This window comes from Thalassovita mangrovi, from assembly GCF_009857745.1.
Taxonomy (GTDB): domain Bacteria; phylum Pseudomonadota; class Alphaproteobacteria; order Rhodobacterales; family Rhodobacteraceae; genus Thalassobius; species Thalassobius mangrovi.
In genome coordinates, this window is sequence record NZ_WWEN01000007.1 from 96,650 (window position 1) to 114,265 (window position 17,616).

The window sequence follows — 17,616 nt, forward strand, 5'->3', positions numbered from 1 at the left end:
GGAACAAAAGACAAATTGCGAGGCCGGGGCGGCAGCAAAAGCCCCAGCCTCTGCAGGGCTCATTCCGCCGCAATCGCAACGTTCATCTGCCGGGTGGGCACATGCATGATGTGACGCATATCTTCCTGCGCCATCCACACCATGTTGCAATCCAGCGGCTCGTTGCGGCCGTCGATCTTCCAGCTCAGGCAATAGGGATCGCAATGCATATAGCCTTCGCGTTCCGCCAGCCCGCGCCGCGCGACGGGGCGCAGCATGAAGCCGAACAGGAAATCCGGCTGCCAGTGCAACATCGCGGTCAGGAAGGAAAACCGCGCCAGCAAATCGATCAATCCGCGCCCGCGATAGGCCGAATCATCCTTAAGCCACATTTCACCGTGATACACGGCGCGGCCGGTGATCTTGGCCGCCCCGGGCCCCGGACGGAACCACGATCCGTCGTGATCGATACCCATCCCGCCAGGCGGAAAATCCCCGAAACGGGAAGTCAGATACCGCGCCAGGGTTTGATCATAGAGATCAAGAAGACGCATTGCCTGGGTGTGAACCAGGGCGCCCTTGCCATTGCGTCCGACGATCCAAATACCTCGGGCGGCTGGCAAAAATTGCTTTCTCGGGTCGAAGGGCGGGCCCAGCGGCTGTTCCGGCCGGCCCTCTTTGACGATCTGCGCATATGTTTCGAAATCGTCGCCGACCTCGATATGCAGATGCTGCGATTTCAGCTCGTTCGCGGTTTCGGACAGATACCGCGCAGCGTCGAATACATCTTGTATGCTCATTTTCAACTCCTGTGCTGCACACAACAACAGGATGCCCAACACAGGCGAAAATGTCTTTTTATTGTTCCCGCGGTGCGGGAGGGGCCTCCATCAGCTCCGATTCAGGCATGGTTTCGATGGTCGCCTGCGGCAGCCCCTTGATCTGCAAATCGTAGCTGCGCACCACCAGCGACGCCATGGCGAAACTGTCATCGGGATAGCGGCAGCCCAGCAGCAGCCGCTTGAAACTGATCGGTTCTGGCTTGGCTTCTTCACCGCGCCCCATCAGCGTGTGCACATGGTCATAACGGATCCCGCGGTTGGCCCGGACCTCCTCGAACGGTTGCGACAGCTTTTCGGCATGGGGCGATCCGCCGGGCAGCGACGGCACCGCGCGCCCGATCGAACTGTTTTCCCACCGCTTGCCGTACCATGTCGCATAGGAGGATTCGCTGCCCACGGCGGTGCAGATCCAGTCCTCGGCGGATTTGCGGAACACCATCAGGTGGTCGCGGACCGGATCGAAGGCTTCGTGGGTGATCACCCCCTCCGCCTCGGCCCAGCATTTCACCCCCTGCTTGAGCAAATCATTCTGCCCCAGCCAGATTTCGCTGATCGGGTGTTGCTGCAGGAAGAACCGCCAGCCGTCCGAATCTTCCTTGGCGATATGGTACAGCCCGCCGATATGGCCGGTTTCATTGTTCAGCCACGCGCTGCCCCGCGCCAGGATATCCTGCGCCTCGCGCAGGCTGCGGCGGCCCGCATCGGTCAGCTGGTAATGACGGTCGACGATGACGAAAAGCTGCGCGCCCTTGAGCTCTTCAAGGATGTTGATATGGCGCCGGACCGTTTGCCGGGTGGAGTCGAGAATTTCGACCGTTCGAGACAGATTCAACGTCTCCGCCAGGGTGGTGAAAGAGCGCAGCAACTCGAACAATAACGGATGATTCTTCAACTCCAACACTTAACCCCTTATGGTGGCGCGAACCATTAACCACACTCGGAATGGTCACTTTTTACATTACTGTCACAATGAAAAAGCTGTTTAGTCCTTGTTTTTGCGTCACTTCACGGCAGCTTTCCAACTAACCCGTCACCCTCATACTGATGGATGATTCATGTTCCCGTCAAGGAAATTCATAATCAGTTGATTGAATACTACCTAGCTGTTTTCTTCTTCTGGTAGTCTTAAAGATGGAAACTTGATATGTCACACCCAGTAGATGTTCACGTAGGCAAGAAACTGAAGAACCTCCGCGTCTTGCGCGGGCTGACGCAAACCGACGTCGCCAAGGGATTGAATATTTCGTTCCAGCAGGTTCAGAAATACGAACTCGGCCGCAACCGCATTTCGGCCAGCAAGCTGTTCGAGATCGCAAATATCCTGAACGTTCCGCCGGCCTATTTCTTCGAAGGGCTGGACCAGAACGCCGATGCCTCCACCCCGGTCATCGACGAAGAAACCGCGCGCATCGCCTCGATCTTCAGCAAGATCAAGGATGAACGCCTGAAGGCGCAGATCCGCTCCTTCGTCGACGCGGTCGCCGGTTACGTGCCCGCCGAAGACGCGGCCACGCACTGAGCCTCAGAAAAAGATCGCGCGGCGCACAAGGTTGAGCGCCGCGACGAACAGCACGATCAGGGTCATCCGGCGGAACGTCGCCTGATCGATCCGGTCATGCACCCGCAATCCGACCCAGGTCCCGATCAGGGCCGGGATCAGCAGGGCGGCGGAAAACACCGCCGTTTCGGCGCGCACCACGCCCGACCCGATATGCGCCCCCAACAGCGCCACCGCGCCGAGGCCGTAAATCACGCCCTGGATGCGCAACTGTTCGGTCTTGGGCGTGTCCAGCGCGGTCAGGTACAGCACCGTGGGCGGGCCCCAGACGCCGGACATGCCGCCGACCAGCCCGGCAAAGCCGCCGATCGCCGCCTCGATCGCGCCGCGCCCGTTCTCGGGCAGGCGCAGCCGCATGCCGAACAGCTGGATCAGCACGAACACCGACACCGGCACGCCGATCAGCAGCAGCATCACCTGCGGGGAAATGAACCGCACCAGCTGCGCGCTGGCCAGGATCGTCACCAGCCCGACCAGCAGGAACACCCGGAACCGCTTGACCGATTCCCAGGCCGCCGCGCGCCCCTGCCGCAGCGCCTGCCAGCCGTTGGTCGCCACCGTCGGCAGCATCAGCCCGGCCAGCGCCAGCTGCGGGTCGATGAAACTGCTGAGCCCGGAAATCAGGATCATCGGCATGGCGAAGCCTACCATCCCCTTGATGAACCCGGCCAGCAGGGCGACAAGGCAGGCAAAGGCGAAAACCTGCGGCGACATGAGCGTGAAAAGCGTATCCATGGCGCCTGTTAGATCACAGCCCGGAAAAGCTGCAACAGGAAAACGCGCGCGCCGTTCAGCGAACTTTGTGCAAATCCGCACAGCCCCTGGCAAATTCGCACCGGAAACCCGGGTTCAGACGCAAATCCCCGCCGTCGCGCGAATTTTCTCCACGCAACTTTCGCAACACTAAAGAATTCATTCGGTATTTTTATTGCGCTGCACCTGCAAAGGGAATATGTCACACTGCAGCAATTGAGGATATGATTCAGGGCTCCGACGGGGCCCGCGACGGACAGGACCTGACGATGACCGATACTGTAATTCTCCCCGATCTTCTGGCGCTGACCGGCGCGGCCGTGGCCCCGGTGAATGCGCTGGTGGACAGCGCCACCGCCAATCTGCGCGACAGCGTTTCAGTCGATGGCCGGGTGTCCGGCGACGCGCTGGAGGCCAACCAGGCCGCCGCGCACGCCCTGTCCTGGCTGGCCACCTATGGCCAGTCGCTGACCCAGATGCAGGCCTGGGCCGAACGGCTAACCGCCGAGAGCAAGTTCGGCGAGATGGAACAGCTGATCCACCAGATCGCCTTTGGCGAATACCTGGCCCAGATCAAGGGCGGCATCCCGATGAGCCAGGGCGAAATCGCCCGCCTGGCCGATCTCGGCACCGACGCCTCCTCGCTCGAGATCGAAGCGATCTCGACGCTCGTCGCCCAGGGCAACAGCCAGGGTGCGCGCAACCGCCTGGTCGCGCTGATGCGCGACAACGCGGGCCACGCCACCTTCGGCGCCTCGGGGCTGGACGAGGAACTGGAAATGATCCGCGAACAGTTCCGCCGCTATGCCGACGAACGGGTCGCCCCCAATGCCCATGAATGGCACCTGAAGGACGACTTCATCCCGATGGAAATCATCGAGGAACTGGCCGAAATGGGCGTGTTCGGCCTGACCATCCCGGAAAACCTCGGCGGGCTGGGGCTCGGCAAGGCGTCGATGGTGGTGGTGTCCGAAGAACTGTCGCGCGGCTATATCGGCGTGGGCTCGCTTGGCACCCGGTCGGAAATCGCCGCCGAACTGATCCTCGCCGGCGGCACCGATGAACAGAAGGAACAGTGGCTGCCGAAACTGGCCAGCGGTGAAATCCTGCCCACCGCCGTGTTCACCGAACCCAACACCGGGTCGGATCTCGGTTCCCTGCGCACCCGCGCGGTGAAGAACGCCGAGGGCGATTACGAAGTCACCGGCAACAAGACCTGGATCACCCACGCCGCGCGCACCCATGTGATGACCCTGCTGGCGCGCACCGATCCCGACAGCACCGATCACCGCGGCCTGTCGATGTTCCTGGCCGAAAAGACCCCGGGCGACGACGCCAACCCGTTCCCGACCGAGGGCATGACCGGCGGCGAGATCGAGGTGCTGGGCTATCGCGGCATGAAGGAATACGAGCTGGGCTTCGACAAGTTCAAGGTCAAGGGCGCCAACCTGCTGGGCGGGGTCGAGGGCCAGGGCTTCAAGCAGCTGATGAAGACCTTCGAGGCCGCCCGCATCCAGACCGCCGCCCGCGCCATCGGCGTGGCGCAGAACGCGCTTGAGGTGGGCATGCAATATGCCGAGGACCGCAAGCAGTTCGGCAAATCGCTGATCAACTTCCCGCGCGTCGCCAACAAGCTGGCGATGATGGCGGTGGAAATCATGGTGGCGCGCCAGCTGACCTATTTCTCGGCCTGGGAAAAGGACCACGACCAGCGTTGCGACCTGGAGGCGGGCATGGCGAAACTGCTGGGCGCCCGCGTCGCCTGGGCGGCGGCGGATAACGCGCTGCAGATCCACGGCGGCAACGGTTTCGCGCTGGAATACCAGATCAGCCGCATCCTGTGCGATGCGCGGATCCTGAACATCTTCGAAGGCGCGGCCGAGATCCAGGCCCAGGTGATCGCCCGCCGCCTGTTGGGCTGATCGGGCTTTACAAACGGACTCTTCCCCAACTGGTGCGGCCCTTACGGGCCGCGCTTTTTTATTGCGCCGGGCCTGCGGCCCGGCGATGCCTCCGGCGGAGGTATTTTTGCCAAGATGAAACGGCCGGGGATTATTCCGGCTGGCAGATTTCGCCTGCGCCGATCGCCTTCAGGGTGCGGACCAGCAGCGCCGCGATGATCACCAGCAGCACCGCCAGCAGGACCACACCAAAGGCCTTGTGCACCCCGCTATGGGTATGGGCGGCATAGTTGAAGCTGGCGATGGTCACGGCGGCGAAAGGGAAGCTCAGCGCCCAGTGGCTCAGCGCGAAGGGCAGCTTGACGATGCGCGGCAGCTGCACCACCACGATCAGCGTGAACAGGTAAGCCGCGTTGAGCAGGATGCGGGAGAAACTGTCGACCTCGCCCACCAGGCGGACCCAGGAAATGAAGGACACGGCCGGCGGCGCGATCAGGATCACCAGCGTCGGCTGCAGCCGCCCCGGCAGCGGATCGTGGAAGATCAGCCGGTTCATCACCAGCGTCATCAGCACCAGCCAGAAGATCAGCCCGACGGACATGAAATACCAGCTCAGCTCGGTATAGCCCAAGGGCACGCCCGCGATCGGCACCAGCACGTTGCCCACCGCCGGGATGAACCAGGCCGGGCTCAGGTGGCCGGTCTGAAACGCCCGCGCACCGATCCAGCCCGCGACCACCGCGATGGTCAGCCCGCCCTGCGCCAGCATGCCGGCAATCCAGAACGCCTCGGCCAGCGCTTCGCTGCGCGGCATCGACGCAGTGCCCAGCAGCAGCAGCGAAATCGAAATCGCCGGGAAGAAGGCCAGCCGCACCGGGTGTTTCCATTCCGCGACGACCGCCTGCGGATATTGCATCGCCTTGGCGATATAGCCCATCGCCGCCAGAAGCGCGATGAACAGCGCCGCGTAATAGGCCACGGTGGAGGCGGTGGAGCCGAAGCTGAAGGCCAGTTCCGCCGCATGCAGCGCCAAGGCCAGCCCGGTCATGCCCATGACGATGGCGAAAAAGGTCACCGGATAATGTTCCAGCCGGTTGCCGGATTGTTCGTGAAGGGCCTCTGACATGGCCTGTCTCCTTCCCGTTTGCGCGCGGAGTGATTGATCCGCCAGCCATGGCACCGGCGGCCCGGGAAAGCATTGACCTAAATCAAAAGATCTCTTTTCCTGACATCTTTAATCGGACTTTTATCCGGCGTCTGTGCCGCTCACTCTCCGGCGATCCGGGCGGCCATCAGCGCACCGATATAGGCAGTGCGGTCCAGGTAGCGGGCAATCTGCGCCTGCGCCCCGTGACCGGCGAAACGCGGCGCCAGGCAGCGCAGCAGCAGCCATTCCGACAGCGCCATGAAATCGGCGGCCTGTTCGGCAGGGGCATCGGAGTCGGCCAGCGCGTCCCGGGCGCGGGTCCAGTGCGACAGGTCCCCGGGCGCGGCGTTTTCCGCAGCGAAGGCTTGGAACCGGTCGGCCGCCACGGCGGCGGGCCCGCGCAGCATCCGCGTGGCCAGGGTCAGTGCGTGGATGCCGTTGGCGCCCTCGTAGATGCGGCAGATGCGGGCATCGCGCCAGACCTGTTCGATGCGGTATTCCTGCAGGTAGCCGTAACCGCCCAGGCACTGGATGCCCAGATCGGCGGCGCGGCTGGCCGCTTCGGTGCAGAAATGCTTGGCGATCGGGGTGAGGAAATCGACCAGCGCCGGGTCGTCTCCTTTTTCCAGCTCCACCACCGCCAGGTGGCAGATCGCCCGGCCCAGCAGCGACAGCGCGCGCATCTCGTCCAGCATGTTGCGCACATCCGGGTGCACATCCAGCGTCACAGGCGCACCGTCCGGCCCGCGCCCCTGCTGACGCTCGGCGCAATAGGCGGCGGCGATGTCATGGGCGCGGGTAGCGTGGGCCACACCCTGCAGCGCCACGTCGATGCGGGCGTGGTTCATCATGGTGAACATCGCCTTCAACCCGGCGCCTTCCGCGCCGATCAGCTCGGCCCGGGCGCCGTCGAAGGCCATCTGACAGGTCGGGGAGGCATGCAGCCCCATCTTTTCCTCGATCCGCGTGACGGTGATCGCATTGCGGCTGCCATCGGGCAGGTCGGACAGGCAGGCGAACAGCGACAGGCCCTTCACGCCGCTGTCCGCATCGCCGGTGCGCGCCAGCACGAGGTGGAAGATGCCTTCGCTCAGGTCCTGATCGCCGCCCGAGATGAAAATCTTCTCGCCGCTGATCGCCCAGCCGTCGCCGTCGCGCACCGCGCGGGTGCGCACGCGGCTCAGGTCCGACCCGGCGCCCGGTTCGGTCAGGCACATGGTCGACAGCCAGTCGCCCGAGGCCAGTTTCGGGATATAGGCGGTCTTCTGATCCTCGCTGCCGTATTCCAGCAAAACCCGCACCGCGCCGGGCACCAGCCCGGTCACCATCTGCAGCGAATGGTTGGCACCGCTGAATACCTCGGAGGTGCAGGCCAAGGCGATGCCGCCCATCCCCTGCCCGCCATATTCCTCGGGCACGGTCAGCGACGGCCAGCCCTGTTCGGCATAGCTCTGGTACAGCTCCCCGAACCCGTCCGGCATCGCCACCCGGCAGCCCTGCAACCGGCATCCCTGCCGGTCGCCCGCTTCGTCCAAGGGCGCGATTTCGCTTTCGGCGAAGCTGGCGAAATGCTGGGTGATTTCTCGGATCAGATCGCCGTCCCAATCGGGCAGCGCATCGGCGCGCCCCACCTTTTCGAGCGTGAACAGGATGTCGTCGACAGGGGCTGCAAAGGGTTTCATCGCAAGGCTCCTTCAGGCAAAGCGGGGCTGAGCCGCCCCGGGCAGGGGCGGCGAAGTATCGTTCAAAGAAACCGGAAAAACCGGCTTACATCAGGCCCAACAGCCTTGCGGCGTTGTTCTTGATGATGTCGGGGCGCAGCTCGTCCTTGATGTTGATCTTTTCGAAATCGGACAGCCAACGTTCCGGCGTGATCATCGGCCAGTCCGACCCGAACAGCACCTTCTTGCGCAGGATCGAATTGCAATACCGCACCAGGATTTCGGGGAAATACTTGGGCGACCAGCCGGAAAGGTCGATATAGACATTGGGCTTGTGCTGGGCCACCGACAGCGCCTCCTCCTGCCAGGGGAAACTGGGATGCGCCATGATGATCTTCAGGTCGGGGAAATCCACCGCCACGTCGTCAAGATACATCGGGTTGGAATATTTCAGCCGCATCCCGTTGCCGCCCGGCATCCCCGATCCGACCCCGGTCTGGCCGGTGTGGAACAGCGCAATCGCGCCTTCTTCTTCCAGCACGTTGTAGAAATCATACGCCATCCGGTCATTGGGATAGAAGCCCTGGAAGGTCGGGTGGAACTTGAACCCCTTGATGCCGAAGTCGCGGATCAGCCGGCGCGCTTCGCGCACCGCCATCTTGCCCTTCCACGGATCGATCGACGCGAACGGGATCAGCACGTCGTCGTTTTCCGCCGCCAGTTCCGCCACTTCTTCGTTCTTGTAGCGGCGGTAGCCGGTTTCGCGTTCCGCATCGACCGGGAAGATCACCGCCGCGATATTCTGTTCGCGGTAATGCGCCGCCGTCTGCGGGATGGTCGGCGGGTGCTGCCACGGCGCACCGAAATAATTCGCCATGGTGCTTTGCAATTCGTCATAGCCGTCATCGGCATGGCAGCCGCAGGGTTCCTCGGCATGGGTGTGGATGTCGATGGCGCGGACCTTGGAAATATCGACCATTGTGCTGTCCTTTCAATCGGTTGCGCCTTTGGCATCTTCGGGACGCCTCCGGCGGGAGTATTTTTGCCAAGAAGAAACGGAGCCGGATCAGACCCGGATCACTTCCTCGTCTTCGTCGTCGTAAAGCTTTTCCACCAGCGCGGCGCGCCGGGTCAGCAGCTTGCGGGTGTTCAGGTTGCCCTTGGCGGTGATTTCGTGATCCTTGAGCGAGGGCGCCTCGGCGCAGATCAGCGCCTTACCGATCCGGGTCGAGGACCCGGTGGCGGTTTCGGCCAGCTTCGCCAGGCGCTCCCGCACCTGCTCGACCAGCGCGGCATCGGTGACGATCTCGCCCTCGGCGCCATGCGCGGGCCGCACCGGGAACAGCAGCACGCCCAGCTCGGCGCGGTCGTGGCCGGTGATCGCCAGATCGCCGATCAGCCCGTCCAGGGCCGTCATCAGCGCCGTGCGCAGGCTGGCCACCCGCACCCAGGTGCCCGAGGTGAGCTTGAAATCCTCCGAGATGCGGCCGTCGAAGCTCAAGCCCCGCCCCGGATTGCCCGGTTCGGCGAATTTCACCGCGTCGCCGGTGATCAGGAAACCCTCGGAATCGAAGCTCTCGGCGGTCTTTTCCGGGTCCTCGAAATAGCCCGGCATCACGTTCGGCCCCTTGCAACGCAGCTCGAACCGGCCGTCTTCGTCCGGGATCAGCTTGATCACCGTGCCCGGCACCGGCACGCCGATGATGCCCGACCGGTTGACCCGCTCATGCACCAGCAGAACCGCAGGCGCGGTTTCGGTCATGCCCCAGCTCGACACCATCAACGGCACCTTGCCGGTGACCTCCATCGCCATTTCGCCCAAAGCGTCCCAGATTTCCTGCGGCAGCGAAGCGCCTGCGTAGAAGGTGAAATCGAGATCGGTGAAGAACGCCTTGCGCAGCTCGGCATCGGCGCGCAGCGCCTCGACCTGGCGGGCGAAGCCCACCGGCACGTTGAAGGCCAGCGTGCCGGTATGCATCTTCATGTTCTCAAGCGAACGCGGGAACAAGGCATCGGTCGGCTTGCCGTCGTCGATGTAAAGCGCGCCGCCATTGGCCAGCATCATGTTGAAATTGTGCGAGCCCCCGAACACATGGTTCCACGGCAGCCAGTCGAGGATCTTCGGCGGCTTGGCGCGCAGCACCGGGAAGGCATCGGCGATCTGGGTCTGGTTCACGCACATCATGCGGTGGGTGGTGATCACCCCCTTGGGGTGCGAGGTCGACCCGGAGGTGAACAGGATCTTGCCCACCGTATCGGGGGTGACCAATGCATGGGCCGCATCGACATCCGCAGCCCCCCCTTGCAGCGCCTCGTCCATCGCGATCACGTCGCGCGGCGCGCCCTCGGGGTTGGAGGTCAGAACGTCGAACCCCGCCAGTTCCGGCATGTTCAGCGCCTGCGCATAGCGCCCGGCATCATCGACGAACAACAGCCCTGGGCGGACCTTGTCGGCAACATAAAGCAGCCGCTCATGCGCGCCGGGGATCAGCGAATACTGTTCCGCCACCGGCACCACCGCCATGCCGACATATTGCGCCGCCAGCGCCAGCAGGCCATGGTCGACCGAATTGCCCGACATCACCAGAACCGGGCCTTTCTTGTCATAGCCCTTGTCCAGCAGCCACGCCCCCAGCCGGCGCACCATGTCCAGCGCCTCCGCGTAGGTGACCTCGCGCCAGCCATCGCCCTGGCGTTCGGCGATGAACACCGCTTGGGGCGTCTTGTCGGCCCATTCGTGCAGCCAGTCGCCGGTGGTCGCGGCCACCGGCCCCAACGCATGGGACGATGTCAGGATCAGCGTGCCGTCGGCACGCGTTTCGCAAATCACCTCCTGCGGGACGGTGATGGAATGTTCAGCCATGGTCTCCCCCCTTAGCTGCGCGGTGCGATCTTCCCCATCAGCGCCATCAGCGTGGCGCGTTCCTCCTGGTCGAGGTTTCGCAACATGTCGTCTTCATGCGCCGCCAGCGCCTTCAGCGCGGCGTCGCGGGTCTTCATCCCCTCCAGCGTCGCACGCAACGCATAGGACCGCCGGTCGGTCGGCACCCGGTGGCGGCCGATCAGCCCGGCCTGTTCCAGCGCGTCGATGATCAGCACCGTGTTGGACCGTTCCATGTTCAGCGCCGCCGCGATCTGCGACTGGGTAACGTCGGGGTGATCGCAGATCACCGCCAGCGCCGAAAAGGTGGTGATGCGCAGCCCGTAACCGTCCAGCACCCGCGACGCATCGGCCTGCAGCATGTTGGTGGCCCGCTTCATCGAATACCCGACGAGCCCGCGCAGCGCCGTGTCCAGGTTGCCGTTCTCCGCCACCGCCTGCGCCGCTGCTTTCGTTGCCTTCGCCATCTCGGTCACCGGAAGGTCGGGTTGCGCTTTTCAAGGAAGGCCTTCAGACCCTCCTGCGCATCCGGGCTGGTCTGGGTCAGCGCCGCACACAGGCTTTCGGTGAACAGCCCGTCCTGCTTCGACATGTCCTCGATCCGGGCCAGCGCGTGGATCATCACGTAGTTGGACAGCGGCGCGTTATCGGCGATCTGCGCGGCCAGCTTCCTGGCCAGCGGCAGCGCTTCGCCCTCGCCCACCGAATGGTGGCACAGGCCCAGCATGTAACCGTCTTCGGCGCCATATTTGCGCCCCGTCAGCATCATTTCGGTCATCCGGTCGGCGCCCAGGATGCGGCCCACCCGCACCGAGGCCCCGCCGCCGACATAGATGCCGCGGCGGCCTTCGGGCAGCTGGAAGATGGTCGAGGGTTCGGCGATCCGCACATGGGTCGAGGTCGCCAGTTCCAGCCCGCCGCCGATCACCGCGCCGAACATCGCCGACACCACCGGCAGCCCGCCGAACTGGATCTTGTCCATCACCGCGTGCCAGCCGCGCGAATGGCGCATGGTGCCCTCGGCGTCGCGCGACACGTGTTCCGACAGGTCGAGCCCGGAACAGTAATGCCCGTCGGTGCCGGTCAGGATCACCACCTTCACGCCCTCGGGCGGGTTGGAAAAGAACCCGTCCAGCGCCGCCAGCAACGTGTCGTTCATCGCGTTGCGCTTGCCGGGACGGTTCATGGTGACCGTCGCCACCGGGCCGTCGACCTCGACCTTGATGATATCGGAATCGCTCATCTCTCACTCCCACTTGTTAGCTATGTTATATAACTATTATGTTCTGAACAGTCCAGCCCCATATCTTCCCGGCTCCCAGGCAAAAGAAAACCCGGCACGAGGCCGGGTTTTCAAAACGTTCCGTCACTTTTCGCGGCGTCAGTGCAGCAGACGCAGCAGGAACAGCGTGATCCCCGGGAAGGCGATCAGCAGGATCACCCGGATCACGTCGGAGGCGACGAAATACATCACCGCCTTGTAGGTTTCGACCATCGGGGTCAGCCGGTCCATCGAGTTGATGACGAACAGGTTCATCCCCACCGGCGGCGTGATCAGCCCGACCTCGACCACGATCAGAACGATGATGCCGAACCAGATCGCGGTTTCTTCCATCGTCAGCCCGAAATCCAGGCTCGCGATGATCGGGAAGAAGATCGGGATCGTCAGCAGGATCATCGACAGGCTGTCCATCACGCAGCCGAAGATCAGGTAAAGCGACAGGATGATCGCCAGGATGATCCACGGGCTGTAGCCCAGGCCGACCACGTAATTCGACAGCTCCTGCGGCACCTGGCTCAGCGCCAGGAAGCCGTTGTAGAACCCGGCGCCCAGTACGATGAAGAAGATCATCGCGGTGGAGCGCGCGGTCGCCATGAAGCTTTCGATCAGCGTCACCTTGTTCAGCCCGCCATTGGCCAGCGCGATCAGCCCGGTGCCCGCAGCACCGACGGCCGCGCCTTCGGTCGGGGTGAAGATGCCCAGGTAGATGCCGCCGACGACGGCGGTGAACACCAGCAGCACCGGCCAGACATCGGCCAGCGCCTTGAACCGCTGCGCCATCGGGATCGGTTCGCGCACGCCCGCTGCATCGGGATGCAGCCGGACATAGATCGAGATGGTGATCATGTAGCCCACCGCGGCCAGGATGCCCGGCACAAAGGCGGCAAGGAACAGCTTGGCGATGTTCTGTTCGGTCAGGATCGCGTAGATCACCAGGATCACCGAGGGCGGGATCAGGATGCCCAGTGTGCCGCCGGCGGCCAGCGTCGCGGTGGAAAATCCGCCCGAATAGCCGTAGCGGCGCAGTTCCGGCAGCGCCACCTGGCTCATCGTGGCGGCGGTGGCCAGCGACGACCCGCAGATCGCGCCGAACCCGGCGCAGGCGCCGACGGCCGCCATGGCGACACCGCCGCGACGGTGGCCAAGGAAGCTTTCGGCGGCCTTGAACAGCGCCTGGCTCATGCCGCCCAGGGTGGCGAAATGGCCCATCAGCAGGAACATCGGCACGATCGACAGCGAATAGCTGGAAAAGGTCGAATAGGTTTCGGTCTTCAGCTTGGCCAGCGCGATATTGGGATTGCCGGTCAGGAAATACAGCCCGCCCAGGCCCACCAGGAACATCGCAAGCCCGATCGGGATGCGCAGGAAGATCAGAACCAGAAGAAGCGGGAAGGACGTCAGTCCGATTTCAAGATTGCTCAATGGTCTGCCCCCGAACCGGCGTGGATGATTGTCGTGTTACGGAAAAATTCTGCGATCCGGACCACGGCCATATAGACCGACACCACCGCGGATACGACGCTGGCGATGAAGCTGACCCCATAGGCCCACCAGATCGGGAATTGCAGCAGGAAGGTGGTCTCGTTGTACTTCATCTTCGACAGCATGCCGTCGTACAGCCGCCAGGCGATCAGGATCAGCGCCATGGCGAACAGGATTTCCGCCACCATCGAGATGAAACGGTTCACCCTCAGCGGCAGCGACGAGGTGAAGATATCGACCGATGCGTGACCCGCGGTGATCTGGCAGAACGGGATGAAGGCGAAGATCGCAAAGGCGATCCCGGCTTCGACCAGTTCGAAATCGCCGGTGATCGGACCGACCCCGGTGTCCAGCAGCGTCTTGGTCAGCCCGCCCAGCACCGCGTTGGCGACATCGCTGTGCAGGAACGTGTTGACCGCCCGACCGAGAACCGACAGGCAGGTCAGGATGATCAGGAAGGTCAACACCGCGCCCCCCAGCATCGCCATGCCCCGCGCAAGGTTGTTCATGAACCGTTGCATTGTTTTCCTCTTTCCCCCCGAGGGGATTTGATGATGGCCGCCGCGACGGGGTCGCGGCGGCCGCTTCTCAGACTAACGCGGGTGCCGTTAGTTGCTGTACTTGGCGATCAGCGACTTGGCCTGATCCAGCAGGGCCTGACCGTCGAAGCCCTTGCCGTTCATTTCCTCGACCCAGTCGGTTTCCTGGCTGGCCGCTGCGGCCTTCCATTCGGCAACCTGATCGTCGCTCAGCTCGATGATGTTGTTGCCGCGTTCCTTGGCGAACTCATAGGACGAGGTGTCTGCCCCTTCCATGATCTTGCCCGCCCAGGCCGACACGTCGGCGCCGGAGTTGTTGTCGATCACGGCCTTCAGGTCGTCGGGCAGCGAATCGTACTTGTCCTTGTTCATGCCGAAGATGAACGCGGTGGTGTACAGCGACGCGCCCGGGAAGGTGGTGTGGTTGGTGACCAGTTCCGGCACTTTCAGCATCCCGGTGACTTCCCACGGGATCACGGTGGCGTCGATCACGCCCTTCGACAGCGCCTCGGGCACCGCCGGAACCGGCATGCCGACCGGGGTCGCGCCCAGTTCCGAGAACATCTTGTTGGTCACCCGGGTCGGGGCGCGCAGCTTGACGCCGTTCAGGTCGGCGACGCTGACGATCGGGTCCTTCGAATGGATCAGGCCCGGGCCATGGACCCACAGCGCGATCGGCTTGAAGGTCTTGTAGTCGGTGTCGAACATGTTCGCTTCGGCATATTCCCAATAGGCGCGGCTGGTGGCCTCGGCATTGGTCATCATGAAGGGCAGTTCGAACACTTCCGCCTGCGGGAAGCGGCCCGGGGTGTAACCGGCAACGGTCCAGACCACATCGGCGATGCCGTCTTCCAGCTGGCCGATCAGTTCCGGCGGCTTGCCACCCAGCGACATCGACCCGAAATGTTCGACTTCGATGCGGCCGTTCGATTCTTCCTCGATCTTCTTGGCCCAGACTTCCAGCACGTCGCGCGGCACGTTGGCCTGTTCCGGCAGGAACTGGTGCATGGTCAGGGTGACCTCGGCGGCGAAGGCCGTTGCCGTGGTGCCCGCGACGATGGCCGCAGCGGCAACCGTCCGCAATGCGGTTTTCATGAGTTTCATAGTAGGTAACCTCCCTTGGTTTGGTTATTGCCCGACCGGACCTCTCCGAACGGGAAATCTAAAAATCTTCTTGGATAGACCCCGGCCCCCCAGCCCGGTCTCCTCCTCCCCCTGTGCCGGCCGGCCTTACGGCTCGAAATCCGGCTGCTTCGCCGGATGCGCCTTGGCAAAGGCGTCCAGCGCGGCGCAATTGTCATGGATGGCGTTCACCCGCTCCAACCCGCTGATATCGACGTTGAAACGTTGCGCGGAAAACACCTGCGGCACAAGACAGATGTCCGCCAGCCCCGGCTCGTCGCCGAAGCAGAAGGCGCTGTCGCCGCCGCGCTTTTGCAAGATGTCCTCGCAGGCCCGCAGCCCCTCGCCAAGCCAGCGCGACAACCAGGCGCTGACCGCCTCTTCGTCCAGCCCCAGCTCGCCGCGCAGATATTGCAGCACCCGCAGGTTCTGCAGCGGATGGATTTCGCAGGCGATGACCTGGGCAAAGGCCCGCACCTCGGCGCGCAGGTCCTTGTCGGCGGGCAGCAGCGGCGTGCCGGGATAGGTCTCATTCAGCCATTCGATGATCGCCAGCGACTGGGTCAGTTCCTGGCCCTCGTCGGTGATCAGCGCCGGCACCAGCCGCTGCGGATTGATCGCGGCGAAGCCCGGCTCCTTCTGGGCGCCGGATTTCAGATGCACGCTTTCGAAATCGTAATCGATCCCCTTCAGATTGAAGGCGATACGACACCGATAGGCCGAGGACGACCTGAAATAGCCCAGGAATTTCATGATTAGACGACCGGTCCGTTCAACGCGGCGCGCGACGGCCGTGGATCTCGATGCGACATCGGCAGCCCTCCCCAAGGCCGATTGCGATAGTTCAAGAAGTATGTATTCATATCGTTATCCGATATGTCAATTTGATTTCTCGCGCCTGCGATTGATTTTAGGCATAGACGGTGCTGCGCAAGACTGGAATACCAGCACAAACCGCAGCAAGAATGGGGGGAGGAAAATGGAATTTCACGTGATGGTCGGGCATCTTTTCCGGCGCACGCATCAGGTGGCATCGGCGGTATTTTTCGAAGAAATGGGCAGGCAAGAGCTTGATATTACACCATTTCAATATGCCGCCCTGTCCGCGATACAGCTCAACCCGGGGGTCGATCAGGCCTCGGTCGCGGCCTGGACCGGCTGCGACCGCGCCACCGTGGGAGGGGTGGTCGACCGATTGGTTGCAAAGGGGTACGTGTCACGCGCGGTATCCGAGAAAGACCGCCGCGCCCGGGTGCTGAACCTCACCGATTCGGGGCACGACGTGCTGGCCCAGGCGCACAAGGCGACCCAGCGCACCCAGACGCGCCTGACCGAAAGCTTGGAAGACGGGGAAACCGAAACCCTGACCCGGCTGTTGCTGAAAGTGCTCGAAACCGACCCGCGCTAAAAGCGGCCCCCAACGAAAAAGGGCTGGCCAAACGGCCAGCCCTTTCCCTGTTCATCCCAGCGCCAAGGGGATCAGTTCAGCGCCTTGTCGGTGATCGCGTGGGTCCAGGCGCCTTCCGGCTCCTTGGTGATCACCGGGTCCGAACCGCCCGACAGCAGCGATTGCACCGTGCGCTGGTAATCGTCCACGTCCAGCGCGCCGTTCGAACCGGCGGTCAGCTTGGCGACCTCGGTCATCATGCGGACCTGGTGTTCCTCGGTCTGCGCACCCGACGCGTCGTTGTCCAGAACGATCAGCGCGGCTTCTTTCGGGTTCTCCTCGGCCCATTTCCAGCCCTTCATCGACGCGCGCACGAAACGCACCATCTTGTCGACGAAAGCCGGGTCGTTCAGGTTGTCTTCCATCACGTACATGCCGTCTTCCAGCGTCGCGACGCCCTGGTCTTCATACTTGAACACGACCAGCTCTTCCGGCTTCAGACCGGCGTCGATGACCTGCCAGTATTCGTTGTAGGTCATGGTCGACACGCAGGCCGCCTGGCCCTGCAGCAGAGGATCGACGTTGAAGCCCTGCTTCAGCACCGTCACGCCATCCGGGCCGCCCTCGGTGGAATAGCCCAGCTTGCTCATCCAGCTCAGGAACGGGTATTCGTTGCCGAAGAACCAGACGCCCAGCGTCTTGCCCTTGAAATCGGCCGGGGTTTCGATCCCGGCATCCTTGCGGCAGGTCAGCATCATGCCCGAGCTCTTGTAGGGCTGCGCGATGTTCACCAGCGGCAGACCCTTTTCGCGCGACGCCAGCGCCGACGGCATCCAGTCCAGAACCACGTCGGCACCGCCGCCCGCGATAACCTGAGCAGGCGCGATGTCGGGGCCGCCCGGCTTGATGGTCACGTTCAGGTCCTCATCCGAATAGAACCCCTTGTCCAGCGCCACGTAGTAACCGGCGAACTGCGCCTGGGTCACCCATTTCAGCTGCAGGGTCACGTCGTCCGCGGCCTGGGCCATCCCGGCCCACAGACCGAGCGCGGCAACGCCCAAAGTCTTCATCATCGTTTTCAT

17 protein-coding genes are annotated in these 17,616 nt (G+C 63.2%); 3 read left to right on the plus strand and 14 right to left on the minus strand.

Features of this window, described 5'->3' with window-relative positions; genetic code table 11:
* Positions 1 to 59: 59 nt before the first annotated feature.
* Both GR167_RS15485 and GR167_RS15490 read right to left on the minus strand, forming a co-directional pair.
* Positions 60 to 779, minus strand: a complete 720-nt coding sequence (locus GR167_RS15485; RefSeq protein WP_160974625.1) for a hypothetical protein — start codon at positions 777 to 779, stop codon at positions 60 to 62.
* Positions 780 to 837: 58 nt separating this feature from the next.
* On the minus strand, positions 838 to 1,686 hold the full coding sequence (locus GR167_RS15490) for a helix-turn-helix domain-containing protein (RefSeq protein ID WP_160974626.1): 849 nt from the start codon (positions 1,684 to 1,686) through the stop codon (positions 838 to 840).
* 279 nt (positions 1,687 to 1,965) lie between these two features.
* Between GR167_RS15490 and GR167_RS15495 the strand changes: the two genes are divergently transcribed.
* Positions 1,966 to 2,340, plus strand: a complete 375-nt coding sequence (locus GR167_RS15495; protein ID WP_160974627.1) for a helix-turn-helix domain-containing protein — start codon at positions 1,966 to 1,968, stop codon at positions 2,338 to 2,340.
* A 3-nt stretch (positions 2,341 to 2,343) separates the two neighbouring features.
* Here the strand turns inward: GR167_RS15495 and GR167_RS15500 are convergent, their stop codons facing one another.
* The gene (locus tag GR167_RS15500; RefSeq protein WP_160974628.1) at positions 2,344 to 3,114 is read right to left on the minus strand and encodes a sulfite exporter TauE/SafE family protein; all 771 of its coding nucleotides are present in this window, start codon (positions 3,112 to 3,114) and stop codon (positions 2,344 to 2,346) included.
* 287 nt (positions 3,115 to 3,401) lie between these two features.
* Between GR167_RS15500 and GR167_RS15505 the strand changes: the two genes are divergently transcribed.
* On the plus strand, positions 3,402 to 5,054 hold the full coding sequence (locus GR167_RS15505; RefSeq protein WP_370741326.1) for an acyl-CoA dehydrogenase family protein: 1,653 nt from the start codon (positions 3,402 to 3,404) through the stop codon (positions 5,052 to 5,054).
* A 130-nt stretch (positions 5,055 to 5,184) separates the two neighbouring features.
* On the opposite strand, the gene GR167_RS15510 is transcribed toward GR167_RS15505, so the two are convergent.
* From GR167_RS15510 to maiA, 10 genes are all read right to left on the minus strand, one after another.
* Positions 5,185 to 6,159 carry an SLAC1 anion channel family protein gene (locus GR167_RS15510; protein ID WP_160974630.1) on the minus strand — a complete coding sequence of 325 codons (975 nt, stop codon included), beginning with the start codon at positions 6,157 to 6,159 and terminating at the stop codon, positions 5,185 to 5,187.
* A gap of 140 nt (positions 6,160 to 6,299) precedes the next feature.
* Positions 6,300 to 7,862, minus strand: coding sequence for an acyl-CoA dehydrogenase family protein (locus tag GR167_RS15515; RefSeq protein WP_160974631.1), 1,563 nt, complete (start codon positions 7,860 to 7,862; stop codon positions 6,300 to 6,302).
* An 85-nt stretch (positions 7,863 to 7,947) separates the two neighbouring features.
* A complete protein-coding gene (locus tag GR167_RS15520) occupies positions 7,948 to 8,820 on the minus strand; it encodes an amidohydrolase family protein (protein ID WP_160974632.1) in 873 nt (290 codons plus the stop codon).
* An 87-nt stretch (positions 8,821 to 8,907) separates the two neighbouring features.
* Positions 8,908 to 10,704 (minus strand): feruloyl-CoA synthase, encoded by a 1,797-nt coding sequence (locus tag GR167_RS15525; protein WP_160974633.1) that lies wholly within the window; start codon positions 10,702 to 10,704, stop codon positions 8,908 to 8,910.
* 11 nt (positions 10,705 to 10,715) lie between these two features.
* Positions 10,716 to 11,189 (minus strand): MarR family winged helix-turn-helix transcriptional regulator, encoded by a 474-nt coding sequence (locus GR167_RS15530; RefSeq protein WP_160974634.1) that lies wholly within the window; start codon positions 11,187 to 11,189, stop codon positions 10,716 to 10,718.
* Positions 11,190 to 11,194: 5 nt separating this feature from the next.
* Positions 11,195 to 11,965 carry a crotonase/enoyl-CoA hydratase family protein gene (locus tag GR167_RS15535; RefSeq protein ID WP_160974635.1) on the minus strand — a complete coding sequence of 257 codons (771 nt, stop codon included), beginning with the start codon at positions 11,963 to 11,965 and terminating at the stop codon, positions 11,195 to 11,197.
* Between the two features lie 138 nt (positions 11,966 to 12,103).
* Positions 12,104 to 13,426, minus strand: coding sequence for a TRAP transporter large permease (locus GR167_RS15540; protein WP_160974636.1), 1,323 nt, complete (start codon positions 13,424 to 13,426; stop codon positions 12,104 to 12,106).
* Complete coding sequence (locus GR167_RS15545; RefSeq protein ID WP_370741327.1) at positions 13,423 to 13,995, minus strand: TRAP transporter small permease; 573 nt, start codon at positions 13,993 to 13,995, stop codon at positions 13,423 to 13,425. Before GR167_RS15545 ends, GR167_RS15540 begins: the two co-directional genes overlap by 4 nt.
* Before the next feature lie 99 nt (positions 13,996 to 14,094).
* A complete protein-coding gene (locus tag GR167_RS15550) occupies positions 14,095 to 15,129 on the minus strand; it encodes a TRAP transporter substrate-binding protein (RefSeq protein WP_160974638.1) in 1,035 nt (344 codons plus the stop codon).
* A 126-nt stretch (positions 15,130 to 15,255) separates the two neighbouring features.
* Positions 15,256 to 15,900 carry a maleylacetoacetate isomerase gene (gene maiA, locus GR167_RS15555; protein WP_160974639.1) on the minus strand — a complete coding sequence of 215 codons (645 nt, stop codon included), beginning with the start codon at positions 15,898 to 15,900 and terminating at the stop codon, positions 15,256 to 15,258.
* Between the two features lie 100 nt (positions 15,901 to 16,000).
* Between maiA and GR167_RS15560 the strand changes: the two genes are divergently transcribed.
* Positions 16,001 to 16,555, plus strand: a complete 555-nt coding sequence (locus tag GR167_RS15560) for a MarR family winged helix-turn-helix transcriptional regulator (protein ID WP_160974640.1) — start codon at positions 16,001 to 16,003, stop codon at positions 16,553 to 16,555.
* Positions 16,556 to 16,626: 71 nt separating this feature from the next.
* On the opposite strand, the gene GR167_RS15565 is transcribed toward GR167_RS15560, so the two are convergent.
* The gene (locus tag GR167_RS15565; protein ID WP_212769999.1) at positions 16,627 to 17,616 is read right to left on the minus strand and encodes an ABC transporter substrate-binding protein; all 990 of its coding nucleotides are present in this window, start codon (positions 17,614 to 17,616) and stop codon (positions 16,627 to 16,629) included.